Source organism: Neolewinella maritima, assembly GCF_923081025.1.
Classification (GTDB): domain Bacteria; phylum Bacteroidota; class Bacteroidia; order Chitinophagales; family Saprospiraceae; genus Neolewinella; species Neolewinella maritima.
The window spans coordinates 1,377,767-1,399,951 of record NZ_CAKLPZ010000001.1; the positions used below are offsets into that span (position 1 = coordinate 1,377,767).

Consider the following 22,185-nt stretch of genomic DNA (forward strand, 5'->3'; position numbering starts at 1 on the left):
GGTAACTTAGCCCAGCATGGACTTGACCGTCGAACAGGCGGTGGGGTAGGTGTACAGCAGTTTGCGTAGTCTGGATACCCGGGTTTTCTCTTTGATCGCCAGGTACAGCATATTGATCATCTCGGGTGCGCCGGGACCCAACAGGTGGGCGCCCAACAGAATATCCCGCTCTGTATCGACGAACAGTTTATAGGCGTATACCGGACTGTTAAGGTGTCGGGCGTGGTAGGAGTCGGTGATGTCCTTGTGGAATACTTCGACGGTATGGCCGGCCGGCAGCTTCTCATATTCCTTGGCGGTCATCCCTACGGAGGCCATGCCCGGTAGGCAGAAGGCCACGGTGGGGATCGGGTAATAGTCAGCTGACTCATCCCCGCCCTCGAACAGGTTTGCGTTGACGATGGATGCCTCGTAGCCGCCTACCGGAGTGAGCGGCAGGCCGCTGTCGCTGCAGTCGCCAATGGCGTAAACGTGCGCCAAATTGGTCCGCAGCTTCGTGTCGACCTTGATCTTCTTCGAGTCCGTGTAGCCGATGCCGGCGGCGTCGAGCTGTAGCTTTTTAGTATTGGGGACGCGACCGGCGCAGTGGAGTACGCGGTCGGTGGTCAGTGTGGTCAGCTTACCATCTTCATCCTCTACATCTACCTCGAAGCGGTCACCTTTTTCGCGAACGGCCGTCGCCTTACTGTTGAGCTGGAACTTCATGCCCCGCCGCTGGTCGGACTCGAGTAAGAGGCGGGACAGGTCGTTGTCGAATTTATCCAGCGGTACGGACTCGGAGACGATCAGGGTCACGCGGCAACCCAGCGCGCCGGCGACGTGAGCGGATTCCGTGCCGATGTAGCCCCCTCCGATGATGATCATCTCGGCGGGTAAGTCGTCCATCTCCAGGAAGTCATCGCTGGTGTAGAGGAATTCATTGCCGGGTATATCCAGGGGGGCGGGCTTCATGCCTGTGGCCAGCACGATAGTTTCTGCCTTGAGCTGCTCATCGCCGACCTGCATGACGTGGGGATCTACGAAGGCGGCATATTCACGGTATACTTCGATACCGTGTTCCTTCATCTTCTTGCGCGCGCCCTCGGGAACCGGCTCGGTAAAGGTCCGCTTCCAGGCCATCAGATCGGGCCAACTAAAACCGGGGGCGGAGGTGAAGCCCTTACCCCGTAGCCGGTCTACGTGAAACATTGCCTCGGCGGCGGCGTGAAGGACCAATTTTGGGTCGCAGCCCCGTAGCGGACAGGTGCCTCCGTACGCACGTCCTTCGGTGATGGCAACGGTTTTGCCGGCTTTTGCGGCGGCGATGGCCACGGATTCACCGGCTGCGCCGGCCCCTACGACCAACACATCAAATTCCTTTACTGACATACGGATAGTTTCTTAACACTCAAAGGGTGTAAGCGGGTGGCACCCCCAAATGTTGTCAGCTCAGTACGGATTGCCCCTGAATCGCTTCGACGATGATGTCGCCGTGGTCGCGCGTATTTTCGATGAACAGTTTACTGGTCTGCTTGCCGCCACAGGCTACGCCGGCCATATATACACCCGGCAGCAGGGTTTCCAGGGTGTCGGGGTTAAAGATGGGCTTGCATACATCCGCATCTTCCACCGGAAGTCCCAATCGCTCAAACAGGGCAAAATTGGGCTGGTAGCCGGTCATGGCCAGTACGAAATCGTTTGGCAGCCTCACCTGGCCATCCGGGGTGCCGAGTACTACGGTATCCGTTTGGATCTCGTCCGTAGTCGTATTAAAGTAAGCGGTGATGCTTCCCTCCTTGATGCGATTCTCAATGTCGGGTTTGATCCAGTACTTGACCCGGTCGCTGATCTCCCCACCGCGCACCGCCATAGTCACCTGGGCCCCTTTGCGCCAGCACTCAAGGGCCGCATCGCAGGCGGAGTTGGCTGCACCGATGACGAGCACGTCCTGACCGATGTAGGCGTGAGGGTCGTTGTAATAGTGGCGGACTTTGGGGAGGTCTTCCCCGGGAATGTTCAGCTTGCGGGGTGTGTCGTAAAAACCTGTTGCTACCACTACGTTACGGCTAGGGTAGGTAGCCTTGCGGGTTTCTACAGCATAGCCTCCCTCAATGGCCCGCATGCGCTCGACACCTTCGTACAGCTTGATGTCCAGGTCGAAGTGCTGGATCAGGCGGCGGTAGTACTCCAGCGCCTCGGTCCGCGTCGGCTTATCCATATGACTGATGAAGGGGGTATCCTGGATCTCCAGCTTCAGGGAGGTACTGAAGAAGGTCATGTTGACCGGGAAGTTGAACAGGCTGTTGGCGATTACGCCCTTCTCCAGAATAAGGTACCGCAGCCCGGCCCGCTTCGCGCTGATGGCGGCATTAATGCCGGAGGGGCCACCGCCGATGATGATCAGATCGTACATAGGCAAACTAACGCGGGCCGGTGCGAGTGGTTGTCCCCGTCGCCCCGTCGTGGAGCCTGACTTCGTATGTTTGCCCCACCCTAGCTTAGCCCCCATGCAGCCGTCCACCGTACGCACCCTTTCCGACCTCCGTGAACGCTTCGTCGAGCAGCTCGCCGACGTAGCCGCGGACCGCCAACCCAGGGGGCTGTACGAACCCATTGAATACATCCTCCGTATTGGTGGCAAACGCGTCCGCCCCCTGTTGGCCCTGCTCGCCGCGCGCATCTGTGGGGACGACGAAGAACTGCGCGCCGGTATGCCCGTAGCCCTGGCTGTAGAAACGTTCCACAACTTCACCTTGCTGCATGACGACATCATGGACGATAGTCCACTGCGTCGGGGCCAGCCTACCGTACACGAGCGATGGGACGTCAATACCGCCATTCTGAGCGGTGATCTGATGCTTATCCAGGCCTACGAGCACCTGTGTGCGGTGCCGGTCAGGGGCCGCATTGCCGACCTACTCTGCACCTTCAACCGGGTGGCCACGGGGGTCTGTGAGGGACAGCAATTCGACGTCGACTTCGAAGTTCGCCACGATGTAAGCATCGAGGATTACCTGCACATGATCGAGCTCAAGACCGCCGTGCTACTGGGCGGAGCACTCGAACTCGGGGCACTGGCAGCGGGTGCCTCCGCGGAGACGGCAAGTCACCTATACGCGTTTGGTCGCCTGACTGGCCTGGCCTTTCAGCTCCACGACGATCTGCTGGACACCTTCGGCGATGGGGTAGAAACCGGTAAGCTGACCGGCAATGACATCATTCGGAACAAGAAGACCTTCCTGTACCTCAAGACGCTGGAGGGACTCAACCATACGGATAAACAGGAGCTGATCCACTGGTTCAGTCATTCACCCGCCGACCCCGCCACTAAAGTAGCCCGTGTGACTGCCCTGATGCAACAAGGAGATGTGCCGCAGCTCGTCGCCCAGCTTCGCGATGAGTTCCAGGCCGAGGCCTACGCTCATTTGGACGAGGTGAAGGGTAACCCACGGTACAAACAGGTCCTGCGCGAGCTCACCGAGAACCTGCTCCAGCGTAACAGCTAGGCAGTTTACTGGACGACCAACTTACTAACGGTAAAATCACCGTTGCTGTGCACGATGCGCAGTAGGTGCAGCCCACGGCTGAGACCGTCGGAGAGCCGCACACGGGATTGCTGGCCGCTCAGTTGACCCTGCTGTACGAGCCGACCGTTCAGGTCAGTCACGGCAAATCGGTAATTCATTCCGGGCGTCAAACCGGTCACCAAGAGCTCGCCACCGGCGGATACTGGATTGGGGCTGACACTCAGATCAGACACAGTGATCGGTACCCCCCGGGTGGCCGTGGTGGGTTGAGTTACAGCAAATTGGTCAAAAAAGCCCAGGGTAGCCTGTACCGCGGGGACGACACACTCCCCGTGGGTCAGCGCGCCACCGGTCATGGTTTGTACCGTAGTACTTCCCAGGCGGGTCATGACGCTATCGGCCAGCAGCGCGTTTTCGAACGGTACCTGTTCGTCCATCGTACAGTAAAATAGTAGGGTAGGAGCATCAGGGGCCCAGCGGTAGGTATCGTTGCGGCGTAGTGCCTGAATCACCTGACTGCTCGTATCGTTAGTTTCCAGTTGTTGGCGGATCGAATCCTGAAAAATATCGGCCACGACCTCGCCCCGCCGCTGTAATAAGGTGTCTAGTCGTACGTTGAAGTCACCCAGGTTGATAACCTGGCGCTCGAATGAATCGATCAGATCGGTGTAAGCGGGTACGAAGACCTGCTCCAGGCTATCGTATAGATTATAGACCGTATCGTAGCTGATATAAGTGTAGACGATATAGCCCGGTAGTGTAGCCCGGGTCTCGGACAGACTGGCGCGCCGCATCACGTCACTGATACTATAGGGGCCCGAGAGGTGCGCTCCGGCGGTGACCGAGAGTGAGTCCGAACTGGGATTTTCCTGAATATCCCGGTGCAGGGCCTGGGCGGCGTGGCCCCCCTGGCTGTAGCCGGTGATGAATAGTTGATCGTTGTACGCGATGCCCTGCTCATCCATCCAGCCTTTGGCCGCAAGGAGCAGATCACGTCCGGAACTTGCTTCGCTATCGGCATGCACATAGGGATGAAAGCCTTCGCTGTCGCCCAGTCCGATATAATCGGGTGCGGCTACGATGTAGCCATTAGTAGCGAAGGCAGCGATTAGCCGGCGTTCTAGTACGCCCTCCCGGCTCGGTACGGCTTCCCGGTTACTGACCGTACCGTGCATGTAGGCAGCGAGCGGAAACTGTAGATCGCGGTTGAGCGGGATAGCCAGTAGGCCACTGGCCGTATCGGGTTGGCCACGGGCGTCGATGGTCGTATATACCACCTTATAGTTGACCACGTCGTACTCGGCACCCGGCACCACAAAGGCCAGGTTGATGGCTAGATCGGTGTTCTGCTGCGTTACACTCAGTGCCGTCTGGGCGCGTACGCAGGTGCAGACAAAGAGGAGAACTAGTAGGGTAGAGAGGTGCTTCATTGCCGTGAATTTACGTGCTATAAGATAAAAAGAGGGTACTGCGTTCGGCGGGCTAGTGTAGTATGTAGATTCTCCTTACCTTTGCAGCCCGAAATTATCGCTTCAACTGATCAGTGCCCGGTGGGGACTGTTTACTAAAGGCCCTTATTCTATGCCAATTTACCTCCCACAGGAGAAGATGGATGAAATCTTCACCGAATACGGTGGCTCTGCCCAGAACACCGGCAGCACCGAAGGACAGATCGCTCTGTTCACCTACCGCGTCAAGTCGCTCAGCGATCACCTCCGTGCGCATCCCAAGGATCACAGCAGCCGTAAGGCCCTGCTGAGTCTGGTCGGTAGCCGCGGCAAGATGCTCAACTACCTCAAGCGCCGCGACCTCGAGGGGTATCGCGCACTGATTGCCAAGCTAGGCATCCGCAAGTAATCACAAAGATTCTAGTCCGGTCGCTTGCACAAGTAAAGCGGCCGGACTTACCTTTGCGACGCCTTACAGCAAGGCATCCTCCAGAGCCCCTAGCTCAGCTGGCTAGAGCACCTCACTTTTAATGAGGGGGTCCAGGGTTCGAGCCCCTGGGGGCTCACGTTTTAGGTCCCATTTGCGCTTGCGTGAGTGGGACCTTTGCATTTGTAGTCATGCCGGCTAACTTGCGGCGTGATCTTCATCAGCCGCCACCTTTCTGACTCCAGTCCGCTACGTGCGTGGGTCGCCAGCCAGGGCGACACCATCGACGACCGATCGCTGCTCACCTTCGCCCCGGTAGCCTTTACCCCCCCCGGTGATGCCCACTGGTGGTTCTTCTACAGCCCCCGTGCCGTGCAGTATGCAGGTGCCATTCCACCGACCGTACGAACTGCGGCGATCGGGGGCACTACCGCAGCCAGTCTCTACCGGCACGCCGGCCGGGTAGACTTCTGCGGCACGGGCGAACCCCGCGCCGTAGCTGAAGAATTTCTGGCTGTCGCCGAGGGGCAGCGTGTCTTCTTTCCCCGTGCCCGGCAGAGTAGGCGTAGCGTACAAATGTTGCTGGCGGACCGTGTGACGGTGCTCGATGCCATCTGCTACGACAATCAGCCCGTTCCCCCTACGGCAGCGATCGTAGCCGACACCTATATTTTTACTAGTCCGCTCAACGTCGCCGCCTATCTTGATCACTGGGAGTTGCCCGCTGGGGCGCGGGTCATGGCGTTGGGACCCAGCACGGGAAGCGAACTCGTGCGACGGGGTGTGCCGTGTAGCTGGCCGGTACTGCCTACCGATGAGGAATTGGTGAAGATGCTAAGGCATGTTGTGTAGTCGTTGCCTGCCCCACAACCATCCCACTATCCACCCGTTTCCCCAGTATGATCGGATGGAAATTCTCAAACTATATCGCAGGGGAGGACGATGAGACTCCCTTCGAAAAGCTACTGAAACTCTTTCAGGAGCTGCTCACGCACACTTCCGGTAATGTAGGAGAGGCCCTACAGTGGCTCACTAATCTGGACCGGCAGTACGAACTTACGGACGATCAGTACGGTATCGGCGACTTTATTCAGGAGCTGATCGATAAGAACTACATCGAGCCCGGTGACGGACCCGGCAGCCCCGGCTACGTGCCCACCGCCAAGATGGAAGGCGAGCTGCGCCAGAAGGCCCTCAAGGATATCTTCGGCGACATTAAGAAAACCAAGCGCGGCAATCACTCGACCCGGTACAGCGGCCGCGGCGACGAGACCACCAGCGAGCGCCGGCCGTTCGAATTCGGCGACGCCCTGGATAAGATGGCCGTCAGCGAGAGCCTGCGCAACGCGCAGATCAACAATGGCATCGATGAGTTCAAGCTCACGACGGACGATCTCGAAGTCTACGAGACCCACTATCAGGCGCAGATGTCTACCGTGCTGATGATCGACATCAGTCACTCCATGATCCTCTACGGAGAGGACCGCATCACGCCGGCTAAGAAGGTCGCCATGGCCCTGAGCGAGTACATCACCACCCGTTTTCCCAAGGATACCCTAGACATCATCGTATTCGGAAATGACGCCTGGCCGGTTGAGATCAAGGATCTGCCCTACCTACAGGTCGGTCCGTACCATACCAATACGGTGGCCGGACTTGAGCTGGCTATGGACATCCTACGCCGGCGCCGTAACCCCAACAAGCAGATCTTTATGATCACCGACGGGAAGCCCACCTGCATCAAGCGGGGCAAGCGCTACATCAAGAATAGCATGGGCCTGGACCGGACCATCGTCAATCGCACGCTCAATCTGGCCGCCCGCCTGCGTAAGATCAGCGTACCGGTCACCACCTTCATGATCGCCCGCGATCCCTACCTCGTACAGTTCGTACAGAGCTTCACCGAGACGAATGGAGGTAAGGCGTACTACAGTGGTCTGCAGGGACTTGGCGATTTCGTCTTCCGCGACTACAAGAACAATAAGAAGAAGTGACGCGCTACCTACTTCCTGCCTTACTTCTGCTAGGTGCTTCGTCCGTGCAGGCGCAACTCACACCGGGCGGGGGCGCGGGTGCCGAACCGTTAGCGCTCCGCGTTGCCCCTCTCGAGGCATTGCATACCCGCGTACCCGCCCGACCGGTTGCCTATGACGATCTACCGGTGGTGGAGCCGGAAGCCTTTGATTTTTCCCGGACCAAGCCACATCTGGCCTTCTTCTGCCGACTGGAACTGGACATCGAAGATGCTACCCGTTTTCCCGTTCGCTTCCGTCTGGGAGAGGTGCGGACCTGGCAGCAGGAGCTAACGAAGCGTGACTAGTTTGTACGCAATTTGCGAACAAAAGCAGGAATTAAGGGTTTATCTGACTAAAGCCAATTTATGTCGACCAACCCCAACCAACTGTTTGTAGAAGAGAAAAAAGGACAGCATATCTACCATAATGTCTGGGGGGGCGACGATCTGCACATCGGTATTTACCGGCCGAAGGACCTGAGCCTGTACGAGGCCAATCGCAAGACGACGGAGCGCATGATTAAGTTGCTGCCGAAGATCAAGCGTGCCTCCCGGGTACTGGTCATCCAGAGTGGCTTCGGGGGAGCCGCCCGCTATATCGCCGAGGAGTACAAGTGCAAGGTCTGGTGCCTGAACGACGATGAGAAGCAAAACGAGTACAACGAACGCAAGATCGAGGAGCTCGAGCTGACCAAGAAAATGAAGGTGGCCAAAGGCTTCGTAGAGTATATGCCCTACGAGCCCGACTACTTCGACTTCGTGATCGGACAGGATGCCTTTAGCCTGACGGGTAAGAAGCGCGAGACCTTCCGCGCCATCCATCGCGTACTCAAGCCAGAGGGACGACTGATCATCAGTGCGCTAATGCGTAGTGAAACCTGCGATAACCCGGAATCAGAAAAGCTGATCAAGAAGCTACCCCTGGAAGAGCTCATCACCGAGGAGCAATACGGTAAGGATGCCCAGCGCGGCTTCCTCCAACAGATCTACAGCATCGAGCTATCGGATCAGCTGGTCCACCACTACACCAAGGTACTCTACACCCTGCAGGCGAATAAGGAAGCCCTGGTCGAGCAAAGCAGCGAACGCTTCGTGCAGGACCGCATCAAGACCTACAAGAACTTCATCAAGCTAGCCGAAGACGGCTGTCTGGACTGGGGGATTCTCATGTTCCAGAAGATGAATGGGTAGGTAGTAGGGTAGCTCTGTAGTATTGTAGTTCTGTATGGCACTACAGAACTACCCCACTAAAACCTACTCCTCTTCGAAGGGCAGAAGTAGCTGTACGCCTTCACCGCCCTCGCGTTCCAGGTTACTCACGCTGAGTCCAAGCAAGCGCACTATAGGTACCTCATCGATATTTTCGCGGAGGAGCTGGTAGGCGGTTTCCTTCAGATCATCCAGTTTTCTCACCTCTCCGCTGAAGCTACGGCTGCGGGTGTGGATGACGAACTCTGGCGACTTCATCTTCAGGGTGACGGTACGCCCGAAGTTGTCGCGCTCGACCAGGTACTGGTGGATCTTTTCTGCTAGCCAGTCCGTTTTTTCCATCATTTCGGATAGGGTACCGATGTCGTCGCTGTACGTGCGTTCGGCGCCAACGCTCTTCCGATTGCGGTTTGGGTTGACGGGGCGGTCGTCCAGGGCCCGGACGATGCGATAATAATGCCGACCGACCTTGCCGAAACGCTGAGCCATCTCTACTTCCGATAGCTTGAGCAGGTCCGCACCTGTGCGAAAGCCCATCTTGTGCATCCGGGCCGCCGTGACCTTGCCGATACCGTGGAAGTCTTCTACCGAAAGGGCGGCGAGGAAAGCCGGAGCTTCGGCGGGCATGATGACCTTCATGCCATTCGGCTTATTGATGTCGCTAGCGACTTTAGCCAGAAACTTGTTAAAGCTAACGCCGGCCGAGGCGGTGAGCTGGGTGACCTCGAAGATCTCTTGCCGGATGGCCTGGGCGATCAGTGTGGCTGAGGCTGGTCCGCGCAAGGTTTCGGTGACGTCCAGGTACGCTTCGTCCAGACTCAGGGGCTCGACCAGGTCGGTGTAGGAGTAAAAGATCTCGCGGATCTGGTCCGACACGGCCCGGTACTTATCGAAGCTGGATTTTACGAAGATCAACTCTGGACACAGGCGCCGGGCCGTTACGCTGGGCATCGCACTTCGTACGCCGAAGACGCGCGCTTCGTAGCTCGCTGCGGCGACCACGCCGCGCATTTTACTTCCACCTACTGCTATGGGCTTGCCCCGCAGTTCGGGATTGTCCCGCTGCTCTACGCTGGCGAAGAAGGCATCCATATCGATATGGATGATCTTGCGCGTCTCAGTAAGGGGCCGGCGATTGGCCTTTCGCTTCCATTTCATGCATCAGGTCCTCCGTGTCGGATGTAAGCTCATCGAGTTGTTGCTGCTCTTTGGCGTCCAGGTCTTCGGAGCCGCGTAGGCGGTCTTCGATCGCTTCCCGACGCTGCCCTAACTCCTCTAATCGCTGGAGGGTTTCGGAGTCGCGGGTAGTGACGGCGACCTCCTTTAGATTGGCGTAGAGCGATTCCAGCCGGTCGAGTGCGTCATCGTACTTGCCCTCCTTAAGCTTGGTCCGCTCACTGCGCAGCAACTGCCAGGCATCACTACCTAGTTCCCGAACCTTGCCCACGATCTCCCGGCTGCTGGCCTTTTCCTCCGGCGTGCCGAGGAAGTAGTTGTAGGCTAGTAAGGTGACGACTACCAACAGCCCTAGTTTGACGAGTGTACGGATCATATGCACTGACTTTGGCCCAAAGATAGGCCGCGTGTATTGGGGTACCGTCGCGACGCGCCGCGTTCCAACACGGCGTGGGACTGTGATAACATCCTTATTTGGTAGAATATACGCAAAATAGGGTCACAATACCTACAACTGTCTGATGGATAGTAGAGCGGGTGAGAAACTTAGCATAATAATTACAAATATTTTGTTTTAAACTTGCTTATCGTTCCAACAAGGAGTAACTTTGGTACATCATTTAGTTGTCCTATGATGGAATTAACAATCAGAGTAAGCAAAAAGGGTACACGGGTCGTCAAGGCGTCCGAGTTGCATCGTGCACTCGGGCTGGCCGATCACCATTACCAGGGAAATGTGCGCAGCTGGATCAAGGATGTGTACCAGTTTGCTGACGGCATTCGCAAACCCGCCGGCATGCAGGATTACGCCAGATCGCCCCACACCAAGACGGATGTGGTGCACGAGTACTACTTCAATCTGGAGTTTGCCCGTCTGGTCGCCCTTTCAACCAAGTCACGGGTGAAGCAGGCTATTGCTACGAAGCTGGCCAAGGAAGAAGCGGTGTATCCCGAGACCGTACAGCTTACCGCTGAGCAGACGCTTGAGCTGCTGGAGCAGACCAAAGCAATGACCCGCTTCAGCTGCCAGATCGCTGCCGAGGAGCGTCACCTGAATGCATACGTCCGCCGCACCGGATCGGGCGACTACTGGAATAAGTACCGCGTAAGCAATGTGGTCAAGACGACTATGGATGAATTGCGGGAGCAACTGACGGAGCGTAAAGTTCCCTTCACCCGCAGCCACCGGGTGCGCGAGTTGCTGTTCCGCCACGATCCTCTGGAGTGTATTCGGGTAGGTATCGTAGATCACTACGCTGCACAGGGCTATAGCATCGCCTATGCATCCCAGCTCGGCAAGCTAGCGCGGGAACTCGCCGATACGATGCACCTGGAGGTGACGGACGACCGGCAGGGGGAGGGCTTATTCACTGCCCCCGCCGACCTTGAACTGGTACGGCAGTTGCAGCGCGTGGCAGCCTGAAGTTAAACGGCTACTGCCTGCTCGACGGACTCGATGTACTTGAAGAACCAGTACACAAGGAGCGCACTATTCCCCTGATAATCAATGTCCCGTAGCGTCTCGCGGTAGTTGGATTGAATAGTCTCATCCGCTAGAAAGCTGCGCAGGGTTTGCAGTAGTTTCGTATAGCGCGGGAAGTCTGCCGCTACGGGTACATCCTTCGCGCCTAATTTGGTACATATCAGTTGTAACAGTTCCGTGGAGTACGGTGCATACTGCGCGGGGTATTGTCCCATCAGGTAGATCGAGACCATATTGTAGTCATCGTCGTGGTAGTGCGTTGGGACGCGCGCCTTTGGTTTGGCGTCCCGGTAGCGGTTGAAGAGCTCGTTGACGTAGAAAACGAAGCGTTGAATGCGCCCCTCCAGGTCGCGATCCTGACTGTACAAATCCCGAAAGGCATCCCGCACAAAATCGGGTTCCCATTCCATGATCGCTAGCATGGAGCGCTTGGGGTCGTACCCACCACGCCGGTAGTGGCGTCGATTGGTCTTACTATCCAGGGCAGCGTCGTAGCTACCGGCCAGATCCTTGGCCTCTACGTTGAAGTGGGTCTGCCAGTTTTGCTGGGTTTCCCAGAGGGGGAGGTACTCGCGGGCCTCTTCGGTGAGCATCCAGGGGGTAAAGCCCGCCACGTACTGGCGAATCTTGGGCACTTGCATGGGCGCGAAAGTACGATCTTTGCGGGGTGAGGGAAGCGGTACACCATACGGAGCCGGCGATCGAGGAGCTCTACCGCCACTATCAGAGCTATGATCTGGTGGTAGATAGCCGGCAGGTCAGCCGCCCTTCACAGACCTTGTTCATCGCTCTGACGGGGGAGCGCACGGATGGCCACCACTTCATACCAGAGCTTTATGCACAGGGTGTACGGCACTTCGTGGTGCGCACTCCGCCGGCACAGCAGCTGAATGCCGAGGCTAGTTTTACCGTGGTCGACGATCCACTACACACACTGCAGGCACTGGCTGCTTTCCACCGTCGGCAGTTTCCCGCTCTGCCAGTACTTGCCATTACCGGTAGCAATGGGAAGACGATCGTAAAAGACTGGCTCAGTCAGTTGCTCGCGGCTACTTTCCGGGTGTGTGCTTCCCCGCGTTCCTATAATTCACAGATCGGGGTGGCCCTTAGCGTCTGGCAGCTTACCGCCGCCCATGAGATCGGAATTTTCGAAGCGGGGATCAGTGAGGCCGGAGAGATGGATCAGCTTCGCATGATCATTCAGCCTACCTGCGGACTGCTTACCAATATCGGTACGGCCCACCTGCAAAACTTCGCCGGCCCGGCGCGGCACTTAGGTGAAAAACTCAGCCTGTTTGCTGAAGTGGAGTGGCTTATACTACCTACCGATGAGGTTAACGCATTAGCCCGTACACGCGAGCTATACTCCTCGGTGGATGTTTGTCCCATCGATGCAGAGTCTACGGTGCAGCAGGTCTTACCGTCATCTGCTACTCTCGACGGCGTCTACCGAAAGAACGCTGGGCTAGTCATCGCTGCCGCCCGTGCGCTTGGTCTGCCCGAAATCGAAATTACAAGCGGTGTACCACTCCTGCGGCCACTCACCGGCCGGCTCGAACAGCGGGAGGGTCGCGACGGGGGGCCAGTCATCAACGATAGCTACAGCAACGACTTCAGTGCCCTGGCTGCCGCCCTGCAGTTTGCCGAGACGCAGAACCCGTACGACAGGCTCACCCTCATCCTTGGTACAGTCCAGCCGCTGCCAGGATTGGAGCATCGCCTGGAGACTTTACTCAACGGGCGGGTAGATCGCCTGGTCCTGGTCGGCGCAGCGCATGCTAAGCTGGCCGAGCGTATGCCAGATGCCATACTATACGGTAGCCTGGATGAGCTTCTAAGGGAGCTACCAACATGCGACTTTTCTCAGCAGACCGTGCTGGTCAAGGGGGCTAGCTACGAGCGGTTTGACCGTATCGCCGATGCGTTGAGCCGGCAACTGCACCGTACGCAGCTTCGGATCGATCTATCTGCCCTGCGTCACAACCTACGGCTATACCGGTCGCTCCTGCCGGCGCAGTGTAAGCTGCTGGTCATGGCCAAGGCCTCCGCCTACGGTAGCGGAGCGCTGCCGGTCGCTCAGGTGCTACAGGACGCAGGAGTAGACTACTTGGCTGTCGCCTACCCGGAGGAGGGACATGCGCTGCGGCGTGGGGGGATACAGCTTCCTATTCTGGTCCTCAACGCTGCAGCCTACAGTCTGGCGGGCATGGTAGCCGATCGGCTGGAGCCTGTAATCCATAACCTGCCGCAGTTCGAACAGGCTAGCCGGCTGGGACTACGGATGCACCTGGAACTGGATACTGGAATGGGCCGCCTTGGATTTACACCGAAGCAGTTGGTGGATCTTGTACCGCGATTGCAGTCTCCCCTCGTCGCATCCCTATTCACTCACTTGGCCGCCAGCGAGGATGACCGCCACGATGCGTTTACTCTTCAGCAACTCGCTGCCTTTGACGAGGCGTATCGGGCCTACCTGGCGGGGAGTGACCCGCAGACAAGCGGAAAAGTTCAACGCCACGTGCTGAACAGCAATGGCATTGGTCGATTCCCCCAGGCGACCTACGAGATGGTGCGTCTCGGGATCGGACTATACGGTATCGGTGACGCCGGACAGGCCAGGCAGTTGCAACCAGCGCTCGAACTGACCGCCACGATCAGCTCCATTAGTGAGCGGGACGGGGGCATGTCCATCGGCTACGGACGTCGCGGACACATCCCGGCGGCCGGAGCCCGCATTGCGGTGCTGAGCATAGGCTACGCCGACGGCTTACCCAGGGCGTCGGGGGAGGGCCGCTTTGCGGCGTGGATAAGGGGGCATCTAGCTCCAACCGTTGGCACCATCTGTATGGATATGTGTATGGTCGATGTAAGCGGGGTGCCGGACGCTCGGGTGGGGGAGGAGGTAACCATTTTCAGCGCCGCGCATCCAGTGGAATTACTTGCAGATGCGGTGGGTACCATTCCCTACGAGATCCTGACCGGCATCGGCTCCCGCGTGCACCGCATCTACGTCGGAGAATAAGTAGCTAGTACCTTACAGCCTATGAAGGTGATCTTTTTAGACAAGGATGCGCACCCCTTTCTGCGGCAGGCGCTGGAACAAGACGGGCACACCGTAGACCTGCACTGCACCTGCGACCGCGCTCGAATACTGGAACTGTTGCCGCAGTACGATGGACTGATGATCCGTTCGCGTTTCGACGTGGACCGCGAACTGCTCGACGCGGCTCGGCGACTAAAATTCGTAGCCCGTTGGGGCGTCGGGACGGACCATATTGATCTGGACTACGCCCGCAAGCGGGGGATACGCGTATTTAACAGTCCGGAGGGGAGCAAGCATACGGTAGCCGAGCACACGGTAGGTATGCTGCTGATGCTACTCAACCACCTGGGCCGCGCCGACCGACAGGTGCGGCAGGGCAAATGGGTGAGACGTGAGAACACGGGAACTGAGCTGCAGTACCTCACCGTGGGCATCATCGGTTACGGCAATATGGGGCAGATGACCGCCCGCCGGCTAGCGGGGTTTGGCTGTAAGGTCATCGCGCATGACCGCTTCCGAACGGATTACGGGGATGACTACGCCGAAGCAGTGAGCCTGGAACAACTGCAACAAGCGGCGGACGTAGTGAGCCTACATATATTCTTGGAGGGCAACCACAACTATGTCAACGCCAGATGGATAAACTCATTTGCCAAACCATTTTATCTGATCAACACGGCCCGTGGTCAGGTAGTGCATACCGCTGATCTGGTGGCGGGCATAAAAGCGAATAAGGTATTGGGGGCTGCCTTGGATGTGAACGAATACGAGGAGCAAAGCTTTGTAAAGCTGAACCCCGACGAATTGCCCGAACCCTACCAGTACCTGCGGCGCAGCGACCGTACCGTGCTCACTCCCCACATCGCGGGCTGGAGTGTGGAGGCCGAAGAAGGCCACGCCCGCACCCTGTACCGGAAGATCACCGAAGCCTTTGCCCAAACCACCACCAACCATGCGTAGCGTACTACTCCTCTCCCTGACTCTAGTATTACTTCCTACCCTACGCGCCGGCGGAGGTATGTGGCTGCCCCTCCTCCTGGAGAACCTCAACGAGGAGGAAATGCGCGCCATAGGCATGGAGATCACGGCGGAGGATATCTACAGCATCAATTTTGGCAGCCTTAAGGATGCTATCGTACACTTCGGTGGCTTCTGCACCGGCGAAGTGATCAGCGCGCAGGGACTGGTGCTCACCAACCACCACTGCGGCTTTTCGGCCATACAGGACCACAGCACCCTGGAGAATAACTACCTGCAGGACGGCTTCTGGGCGATGAACGGTGCAGAAGAACTACCTAATCCCGGCCTGTACGTCACCTTCATCGAACGCATGGAGGAAGTGACCGATCAGGTCCTGGCAGGCGTAAGCGATAGCCTCAGTGTCAAGGATCGCAGCCAAATGATCCAGCAGAACACCGCCCGGCTAAAGTCTGGCTACACCCTGGAAGCCTTCGAGGATGTGCTGGTCAAACCCTTCTACGAGGGCAACACCTACTACGCCTTCGTCACCAAGACCTATAATGACGTGCGGCTGGTGGGTGCACCCCCCTCGTCGGTGGGTAAGTTCGGCGCCGATACAGACAACTGGGAGTGGCCCCGCCATACGGGAGACTTCAGTCTGTTCCGCATCTACACCGCACCCGATGGCAGCCCCGCTGAATACGCCGAAACCAACGTACCGATGGTGCCCAAGCGGCACCTGGAGGTGAGTATGGCCGGCGTGGTGCCGGGGGACTTTTCCATGATCTTCGGCTTTCCCGGTACGACCGATCAGTACCTGCCTGCATCGGCCATGCAGCAGCGGACCGAGGTGATCAATCCCATTCGGGTGGGGATGCGCGACCGGAGTCTGGCCGTCATCGACAGCGCCATGCGGGCCGATCCGCAGATCAAAATCGACTACGCCTCAAAGCAGGCCCGCATTGCCAATGCCTGGAAGAAGTGGCGGGGGGAAAGCCAGGGGGTCGCCGCCGTGGATGCACTGGACAAGCGTCGGACCTTCGAGCAAGAATTCATGCAGCGGCTGGAGGCCAAGCCATCGGCCAAGGCGCGGTACGGTGACCTCCTGCCCCAACTAGATCGCCTATACGCCGAGCGCGAGCAGCTGGAGCAGACCCGAGCGTATACCGGAGAGATCAACTACAATATAGACCTCTTCCGCATGGCCAACTACCTCGACGCTCAGTTCAAGGTAGCGGATAACAACGGACTAGAGGCTTTTCGGCAGCGGGTGCCGGGCATCCTCAGCTACCTGGAAAAATTCTACGCGGGCTACAGTGCTGCCGTAGACCGGGAGGTAGCCCGTGCGCTACTGTCCGCCTACTATGAGGAGGTTCCGGAGCAGTACCGCGATGCCTACGTGATGGATCAACTAGCGTTCGCCGACAGCTACGATGCCCTGATCGATGGTTTGTACAGTGGCAGCTACCTCTCCCGGGGGGAGCGCCTTACCGAACTATTGCGCGAGAACCCGGCTGACTTTATCGAACGGCTGCGCGCCGATCGCGCCTTCCAGTACGCCCGCCAGCTCAACCGCTATAATGAGCGAGAGGTCGTGGATGTCTACAATGCCTACGCCGAGCGGATCAATGCATTGCAACGCCAGTATATGCAGGGCCTCCTGGCCTTCTTCCCCGAGCGCAATCTGTACCCCGACGCGAATAGCACCCTACGGGTCAGCTACGGGAAATTCGAAGGCTTTACGGGACTGGACGGCACGACCAATGACTACATGACCTACCTGGACGGTGTAATGGAAAAGTACGTGCCCGGCGACTACGAATTCGACGTGCCGGAGAAGCTGCGTCAACTCCACGCTGACAAGGACTACGGCCCCTACGCCACCGCTTCCGGCAAGCTGCCCGTTTGCGTACTGGGGTCCAACCATACCACCGGCGGGAACAGCGGCAGCCCCGCCCTCAACGGAAAAGGACAGTTGGTAGGCCTCAACTTCGACCGCACGTGGCAGAGCACGACGTCCGACGTGTACTACGACCCCAGCATCTGCCGCAACATCATGGTCGACATCCGCTACGTACTCTTCCTGATCGACAAACTCGGCGGCGCGCCCCACCTGGTGCAGGAGATGACTCTGGTCAACAGCTCGCGCTAACGCGTCGCCACAGTACCGATGGTGAAGCGGTAGGTATAGGACTTATTCAGCGGCAGTAGGTGCTCGGGGTAGGGGGCTGCCTGTGGGGTCCAGGTATCGTCTCCGCCAAGACCGATCTGCCCGTAGTCGATGTGTAGGTACTGCGTGTCGGTATCAGGCAGGTCTACGCCGTGCATCGCCTCCTCTAGTTCGTCGTCCCGATTCGGGTTAAGGCTGAAGTCGAACTTACCCTGAACTCGAATGGGTGTCAGTGCGGGGCCCGTGAGGGTCAGTTCGGTCACCTCGCTGCGATTACCATTTTCTACCGGACGGATGTAGTCGCTGTTCAGCGCATCGGTCGCCAGGGTGAAGCTACCCAGTCTGGCGGCTTCTTTACGGTCCACGTAACTTTCGAACGGTCCGCGCCCGAACCAGCTGACCTCCGCGTAAGCTGGGTCGATACGAGTGCGCACGCCGTAGCGAAACACACCCGATACGTCCTCCGCACCCGCGCTCCGCCGCAAGGTCTGTTCTACGGCTAGTGCCCCGGCTGCGTCGATGCGCAGGCGTACGGATTCCGTGACTTTGCCCTCCAGATAGGTACGGGTAAGTTTCAGGGTATTGCCGGCGAAGGTGGCGTCTACCAGTGTAGGCTGGGCATCTTTCCAGGCCGCGTAGCGCTGCGGCAGCCTGGCGGCACGGTCGTTATCGGTGGCTGCGCGCCAGAAATCAGGTTCCAGTGGCCCGTCGAGTAATTCTTGCCCGGCTACCGTAAGCTGTTGTACTACGCCGGTCGTGCGATCGATCGTCACTTCCGTATCCCCACTCGACAGTAGCAGACCGGCGGGTGATTCCTGGTACTGTGCCCTAGCTGCCTCCGGGTAGTCCGGAAGACTAGTTATATCCTGCAGTACGATCTGCTCGAATGCCACCTCGTGTCCGGCGGGGCGACCCACAATTGGCGTACGCTGCAAGAAGGCGATCTCGATAGCGCGTACATCGTCAGGTACCTCCGCCAGCAGATCGGGCAGTTGCACCCGTTCACCCGGCAGTAGGGCGGGCGCGCGGGTGCGAAGGACTTCCGTAGTACCGGAGGTGCGCACGTGCCGGACTACCATATCGTACTGATCGGCATTGGTGTGGGTGAGCCACGACCGGAGTAACAGAACCGACTCTTCCCGCTGTACGTCCAGCGGCTGATAGCTATGCTTCACCTCGTAGAGGGCGGGCTGTGGCGTTTGGTCAGAGAATACCAAACCATTGGCCAGGAAGTTGCCGGAGTGGATTTCCTCGCCAAAGTCTCCGCCGTAGGCCAGAAAGCGGGTGCCGTCCTCGCGGGTCTTATAGAGGCCCTGGTCCATCCAGTCCCAGATGAAGCCGCCGACCATATTGGGGTAGGTGCGGAAGAGATTGACGAAGGTATCGAGGTGGCCGGTCGAGTTGCCCATGGAGTGTGCGTACTCGCAGTACATCAACGGCCAGTCGGGGTGGTCGGTGAGCAGCTCGCGCATCTTGGTGCGGTCGGTGTACATGCGGCTGCGGATGTCGACGTAGGCGGCATCCGGTACGCGGGGGGTAGCAAAGTCTAGTCCGGCAGCCCCCTCATTGTGCAGCCAGCGGCTGGGGTCACGGTCCTTGATCCAGGCGGCCATGGCGGCGTGGTTGGGGCCGGTGCCCGATTCATTCCCCAGACTCCAACCGACGATGGAGGGGCGGTTCTTGTCGCGTTCCACCATACGGATGGCACGGTCCAGCATGGCGGGGGCGAACATGGGCAGGCTGCTGATCTGGCTACCTACTTTATGGGTCTCGATGTTGGTCTCGTCCAGTACGTAGAGCCCTACGCTGTCGGCCAGTGCGTAGAGGTAGGGGTCGTTAGGGTAGTGGCTGGTGCGGATGGCGTTGATGTTGAAGGCCTTCATGAGGCGCAGATCCTCATACATCTCGGCGCGGGTCACCGCCTTGCCGCCCGTGGCCGAGTGATCGTGGCGGTTGACACCATACAGGATCACTTCCTTGTCATTAACCAAGAAGCCCTCCGCTCCCCAGCTTAGGTTGCGGAAGCCGACGTTCTCGCCGATCACGTCCGTTGCTGCACCGCTTTCGTCAAGTAGGGTGACTACGAGTCGGTAGAGGTTGGGGGTTTCTGCCGTCCAGGGTAGGGCGTCGGGTATGGTCAGGTCCAGGCCGTGGAAGCGGTGCACCTGGTAAGCGCCGTTGTTGGTCCCGTACTGTAGGAACTTCAGGATGGGTTGCAGGTCGAGCGTATCGGGCTGAGCGAGTACTGGCTGACCGCCCGGGGTGTAGAGTTGTGCGGTGAGCTTCTTGTCCACCAGTTCCGCCGGATCCCGGTAGTGAAACTGGGGTTCGATCCGGAGCAGGCCACTGTCCAGGGACTCGGTCAGGGAGGCCTTCAGGAATAGATCGTACACGTAGGTAGCCGGGGTGCTCTGTACGTACACCGAGCGGTGCAGGCCGGACATTCGCCAGTGGTCCTGGTCTTCCAGGTAGGAGCCGGCACTGTAGCGGTACACCTCGCAGTACACTTGATTGTCCGTAGACCGGGCGAGGTGAGTGATATCGAATTCCGCCGGTGTGCGACTTCCGGTCGAATAGCCGACGTAGCTGCCGTTGACCCACACATGGAAGGCTGAACTGACCCCTCCGAAGTGCAGCACCTGGCGGTCGGTACTTACATAATCCGGCAGGTCGAACGCCCGGTGATAGATACCCATAGCGTTGCGGTCGTGTTCCGTATTACCGGCCTGGGCGGGTACGAAGGGGGGGATGACGGGCCGGAAGGGGTATTCGATATTGGTATAGATGGGTGCTCCGTATCCCTGGGTTTCCCAGTTGCCGGGCACCTCGATCTTACCGCTGGGGTAGCGATCTGCCGTTATGGTAGCAGCCGGAGCCGTGTTCTTTCCGTGCGGGATGTACTCGAAGTTCCAGCTGCCATCCAGGCTGGTGCGACCAGCCAGGGGCCCTCCAGTCCGGGCGGTCATAGTGTCCGCATACCGGTACAAGGTAGCGTGGGCGGGTAGCCGGTTGACGGCAAAGGTCAGGGGGTTTTGGACAAACTGTTGTTGAGCCGCTACGGAAAATAGGGAACACAGAAAAAGTAGAAGAAGCAAATTTCGCATGCGCTAAATATACGTTAGTCCCCAACTCGGGATGGTGATACGGCGGCTCACCGCAAGACCTTGGATCGGGCAAATTTGGCTACATTCGCCACCACATAAAACATACCGCGGGTAGATCAACTACCTAATGGGTATACGCTAAACTAATCAGCACCCCCCCTATGAGTAAAGTAACCGTCGTAGGCGCCGGAAATGTCGGAGCCACCGTAGCCAACGTACTAGCCCACAAGGACCTGGTCCGCGAAGTAGTAGTGCTTGACATTAAGGGCGACATGGCCCGTGGCAAGGCGCTCGACTCCTGGCAGCAGGCCAGCATCGATAGCTACAGCACCCGCCTGACCGGCACGGAAAACTACGCCGATACGGCCGATAGTGATATCGTCGTTATCACCGCCGGTATCCCCCGCAAGCCCGGTATGAGCCGCGACGACCTGATCAGCACCAACGCGAAGATCGTCACGATGGTCACCAAGTCCATCATGGAGCACTCCTCTAATCCCATCATCATCGTAGTCTCCAATCCGTTGGACGTGATGACCCACGCCGCCCACGTAGCCAGCGGCCTGCCCCGCAACCGGGTATTCGGTATGGCGGGTATCCTGGATACGGCACGCTACCGCGCCTTCCTGGCCACCGCCCTCGACGTCAGCCCCAAGGACATCCAGGCCATGCTACTCGGCGGTCACGGTGACACCATGGTGCCCCTGCCCCGCTACACAACCGTCAGTGGTATCCCGGTCACGGAGATGATCTCCGACGAAGACCTCGAAGCCATCGTCGACCGCACCAAGAAGGGTGGGGGAGAGCTCGTCAAACTGATGGGTACCTCCGCCTGGTACGCCCCCGGCGCCGCCGCCGCCCAGATGGTGGCCAGTATCGTCCGCGACGAAAACCGCATCTTCCCCTGCTGCGCCCAACTACAGGGTGAGTACGGCATGTCCGACCTGTTCCTCGGCGTACCCGTCAAACTAGGTAAGGAAGGCATCGCCGAGGTCATCGAGCTCAAACTCAACGACGAAGAGATGGGCCTGCTCAACACCAGCGCCGACCACGTACGCGAGGTCATGGAGGTGTTCGAGGGTATGGATATTTAGTAGAAGGAGTGAAGGGGTTAAGGGGTTATGGAATAAAGGGGTTAAGGACATGGAGGGTGCCTACGGCACGCACAGTGGGACGAGCGAAGCGAGCATCCCGGCCCTTAACCCCTTAACCCCTTACAACCTTAACCCCTTCCCACACGTACTTTGGACCTACCGTTGCTCAACCGTCCATCCATGCCGCCCGTCAAGCCTACCGTTCTGAATCCGCAGGAAGCCGAGAAACTCGAGCGGATCGCCTTTATACTCAAGACGGTGGCCCACCCCCTGCGGCTCGGTATCGTACACCTGCTGGAGCAGCATCCCCGCCTCAGCGTGAGCAGCATCACCGAAGCGCTCGAATCCGAACAATCGCTGGTCAGTCATCACCTGCAGACCATGAAGCTGAAGGGTATCCTGAGTGCTAAGCGCGACGGTCGCTCCGTCATGTATAGTCTCAAGGAACGCGACGTCAGCCTCATCATCGAGTGCCTGGAAAACTGCCAGTGCAATATGTAAGTATGCGTGCTTACGGGCCGCTAGCCTACCCGCCGCCCAAGTTCGGCTAG

At 58.4% G+C, this 22,185-nt stretch carries 19 protein-coding genes and 1 tRNA gene; 13 read left to right on the plus strand and 7 right to left on the minus strand.

Annotated features, from left to right (window positions below; all coding sequences use genetic code 11):
* Nucleotides 1-6: 6 nt before the first annotated feature.
* Nucleotides 7-1,368, minus strand: a complete 1,362-nt coding sequence (locus MJQ68_RS05675; RefSeq protein ID WP_238750057.1) for a dihydrolipoyl dehydrogenase family protein — start codon at nt 1,366-1,368, stop codon at nt 7-9.
* A gap of 55 nt (nt 1,369-1,423) precedes the next feature.
* A complete protein-coding gene (locus MJQ68_RS05680) occupies nt 1,424-2,392 on the minus strand; it encodes a YpdA family putative bacillithiol disulfide reductase (protein WP_238750058.1) in 969 nt (322 codons plus the stop codon).
* A gap of 94 nt (nt 2,393-2,486) precedes the next feature.
* On the opposite strand from MJQ68_RS05680, the gene MJQ68_RS05685 reads away from it, so the two are divergent.
* A complete protein-coding gene (locus MJQ68_RS05685; protein WP_238750059.1) occupies nt 2,487-3,485 on the plus strand; it encodes a polyprenyl synthetase family protein in 999 nt (332 codons plus the stop codon).
* A gap of 5 nt (nt 3,486-3,490) precedes the next feature.
* Here the strand turns inward: MJQ68_RS05685 and MJQ68_RS05690 are convergent, their stop codons facing one another.
* Nucleotides 3,491-4,936 carry a T9SS type A sorting domain-containing protein gene (locus MJQ68_RS05690; RefSeq protein ID WP_238750060.1) on the minus strand — a complete coding sequence of 482 codons (1,446 nt, stop codon included), beginning with the start codon at nt 4,934-4,936 and terminating at the stop codon, nt 3,491-3,493.
* A 151-nt stretch (nt 4,937-5,087) separates the two neighbouring features.
* On the opposite strand from MJQ68_RS05690, the gene rpsO reads away from it, so the two are divergent.
* The 6 genes from rpsO to MJQ68_RS05720 all read left to right on the plus strand — a co-directional run bounded on the left by rpsO (nt 5,088) and on the right by MJQ68_RS05720 (nt 8,586).
* On the plus strand, nt 5,088-5,363 hold the full coding sequence (rpsO, locus tag MJQ68_RS05695) for a 30S ribosomal protein S15 (protein WP_238750061.1): 276 nt from the start codon (nt 5,088-5,090) through the stop codon (nt 5,361-5,363).
* Nucleotides 5,364-5,446: 83 nt separating this feature from the next.
* Nucleotides 5,447-5,520: transfer RNA gene (locus MJQ68_RS05700), tRNA-Lys, on the plus strand.
* Nucleotides 5,521-5,591: 71 nt separating this feature from the next.
* Nucleotides 5,592-6,233 (plus strand): uroporphyrinogen-III synthase, encoded by a 642-nt coding sequence (locus MJQ68_RS05705; RefSeq protein ID WP_238750062.1) that lies wholly within the window; start codon nt 5,592-5,594, stop codon nt 6,231-6,233.
* A 47-nt stretch (nt 6,234-6,280) separates the two neighbouring features.
* Nucleotides 6,281-7,375 carry a vWA domain-containing protein gene (locus MJQ68_RS05710; protein WP_238750063.1) on the plus strand — a complete coding sequence of 365 codons (1,095 nt, stop codon included), beginning with the start codon at nt 6,281-6,283 and terminating at the stop codon, nt 7,373-7,375.
* Nucleotides 7,372-7,701: a hypothetical protein gene (locus MJQ68_RS05715; RefSeq protein WP_238750064.1), complete on the plus strand. Its 330-nt coding sequence runs from the start codon at nt 7,372-7,374 to the stop codon at nt 7,699-7,701. The genes MJQ68_RS05710 and MJQ68_RS05715 overlap by 4 nt, the downstream gene beginning before the upstream one ends.
* A gap of 60 nt (nt 7,702-7,761) precedes the next feature.
* The gene (locus tag MJQ68_RS05720; RefSeq protein ID WP_238750065.1) at nt 7,762-8,586 is read left to right on the plus strand and encodes a class I SAM-dependent methyltransferase; all 825 of its coding nucleotides are present in this window, start codon (nt 7,762-7,764) and stop codon (nt 8,584-8,586) included.
* A gap of 63 nt (nt 8,587-8,649) precedes the next feature.
* Here MJQ68_RS05720 and dinB read toward each other — a convergent pair whose 3' ends face one another.
* Together dinB and MJQ68_RS05730 are read right to left on the minus strand one after the other, a co-directional pair.
* A complete protein-coding gene (gene dinB / locus MJQ68_RS05725; RefSeq protein WP_238750066.1) occupies nt 8,650-9,762 on the minus strand; it encodes a DNA polymerase IV in 1,113 nt (370 codons plus the stop codon).
* Nucleotides 9,722-10,156, minus strand: coding sequence for a hypothetical protein (locus MJQ68_RS05730; protein ID WP_238750067.1), 435 nt, complete (start codon nt 10,154-10,156; stop codon nt 9,722-9,724). The genes dinB and MJQ68_RS05730 overlap by 41 nt, the downstream gene beginning before the upstream one ends.
* Before the next feature lie 255 nt (nt 10,157-10,411).
* Here MJQ68_RS05730 and MJQ68_RS05735 point away from each other — a divergent pair, with 255 nt between their 5' ends.
* A complete protein-coding gene (locus MJQ68_RS05735; RefSeq protein ID WP_238750068.1) occupies nt 10,412-11,203 on the plus strand; it encodes a hypothetical protein in 792 nt (263 codons plus the stop codon).
* 2 nt (nt 11,204-11,205) lie between these two features.
* Here MJQ68_RS05735 and MJQ68_RS05740 read toward each other — a convergent pair whose 3' ends face one another.
* Nucleotides 11,206-11,904, minus strand: a complete 699-nt coding sequence (locus tag MJQ68_RS05740; RefSeq protein WP_238750069.1) for a hypothetical protein — start codon at nt 11,902-11,904, stop codon at nt 11,206-11,208.
* 26 nt (nt 11,905-11,930) lie between these two features.
* Between MJQ68_RS05740 and alr the strand changes: the two genes are divergently transcribed.
* From alr to MJQ68_RS05755, 3 genes are read left to right on the plus strand one after another with little or no spacing between them, the layout of a single operon-like run.
* The gene (gene alr / locus MJQ68_RS05745) at nt 11,931-14,285 is read left to right on the plus strand and encodes an alanine racemase (RefSeq protein ID WP_238750070.1); all 2,355 of its coding nucleotides are present in this window, start codon (nt 11,931-11,933) and stop codon (nt 14,283-14,285) included.
* Nucleotides 14,286-14,306: 21 nt separating this feature from the next.
* Complete coding sequence (locus MJQ68_RS05750) at nt 14,307-15,266, plus strand: NAD(P)-dependent oxidoreductase (RefSeq protein ID WP_238750071.1); 960 nt, start codon at nt 14,307-14,309, stop codon at nt 15,264-15,266.
* On the plus strand, nt 15,259-17,418 hold the full coding sequence (locus tag MJQ68_RS05755; protein WP_238750072.1) for a S46 family peptidase: 2,160 nt from the start codon (nt 15,259-15,261) through the stop codon (nt 17,416-17,418). Before MJQ68_RS05750 ends, MJQ68_RS05755 begins: the two co-directional genes overlap by 8 nt.
* On the opposite strand, the gene MJQ68_RS05760 is transcribed toward MJQ68_RS05755, so the two are convergent.
* On the minus strand, nt 17,415-20,540 hold the full coding sequence (locus MJQ68_RS05760) for a glycoside hydrolase family 2 TIM barrel-domain containing protein (RefSeq protein ID WP_238750073.1): 3,126 nt from the start codon (nt 20,538-20,540) through the stop codon (nt 17,415-17,417). The genes MJQ68_RS05755 and MJQ68_RS05760 overlap by 4 nt on opposite strands.
* Before the next feature lie 161 nt (nt 20,541-20,701).
* Here MJQ68_RS05760 and mdh point away from each other — a divergent pair, with 161 nt between their 5' ends.
* Nucleotides 20,702-21,634, plus strand: coding sequence for a malate dehydrogenase (mdh, locus tag MJQ68_RS05765; RefSeq protein WP_238750074.1), 933 nt, complete (start codon nt 20,702-20,704; stop codon nt 21,632-21,634).
* Nucleotides 21,635-21,814: 180 nt separating this feature from the next.
* A complete protein-coding gene (locus MJQ68_RS05770; RefSeq protein ID WP_238750075.1) occupies nt 21,815-22,135 on the plus strand; it encodes an ArsR/SmtB family transcription factor in 321 nt (106 codons plus the stop codon).
* The last annotated feature ends 50 nt before the right edge of the window (nt 22,136-22,185 follow it).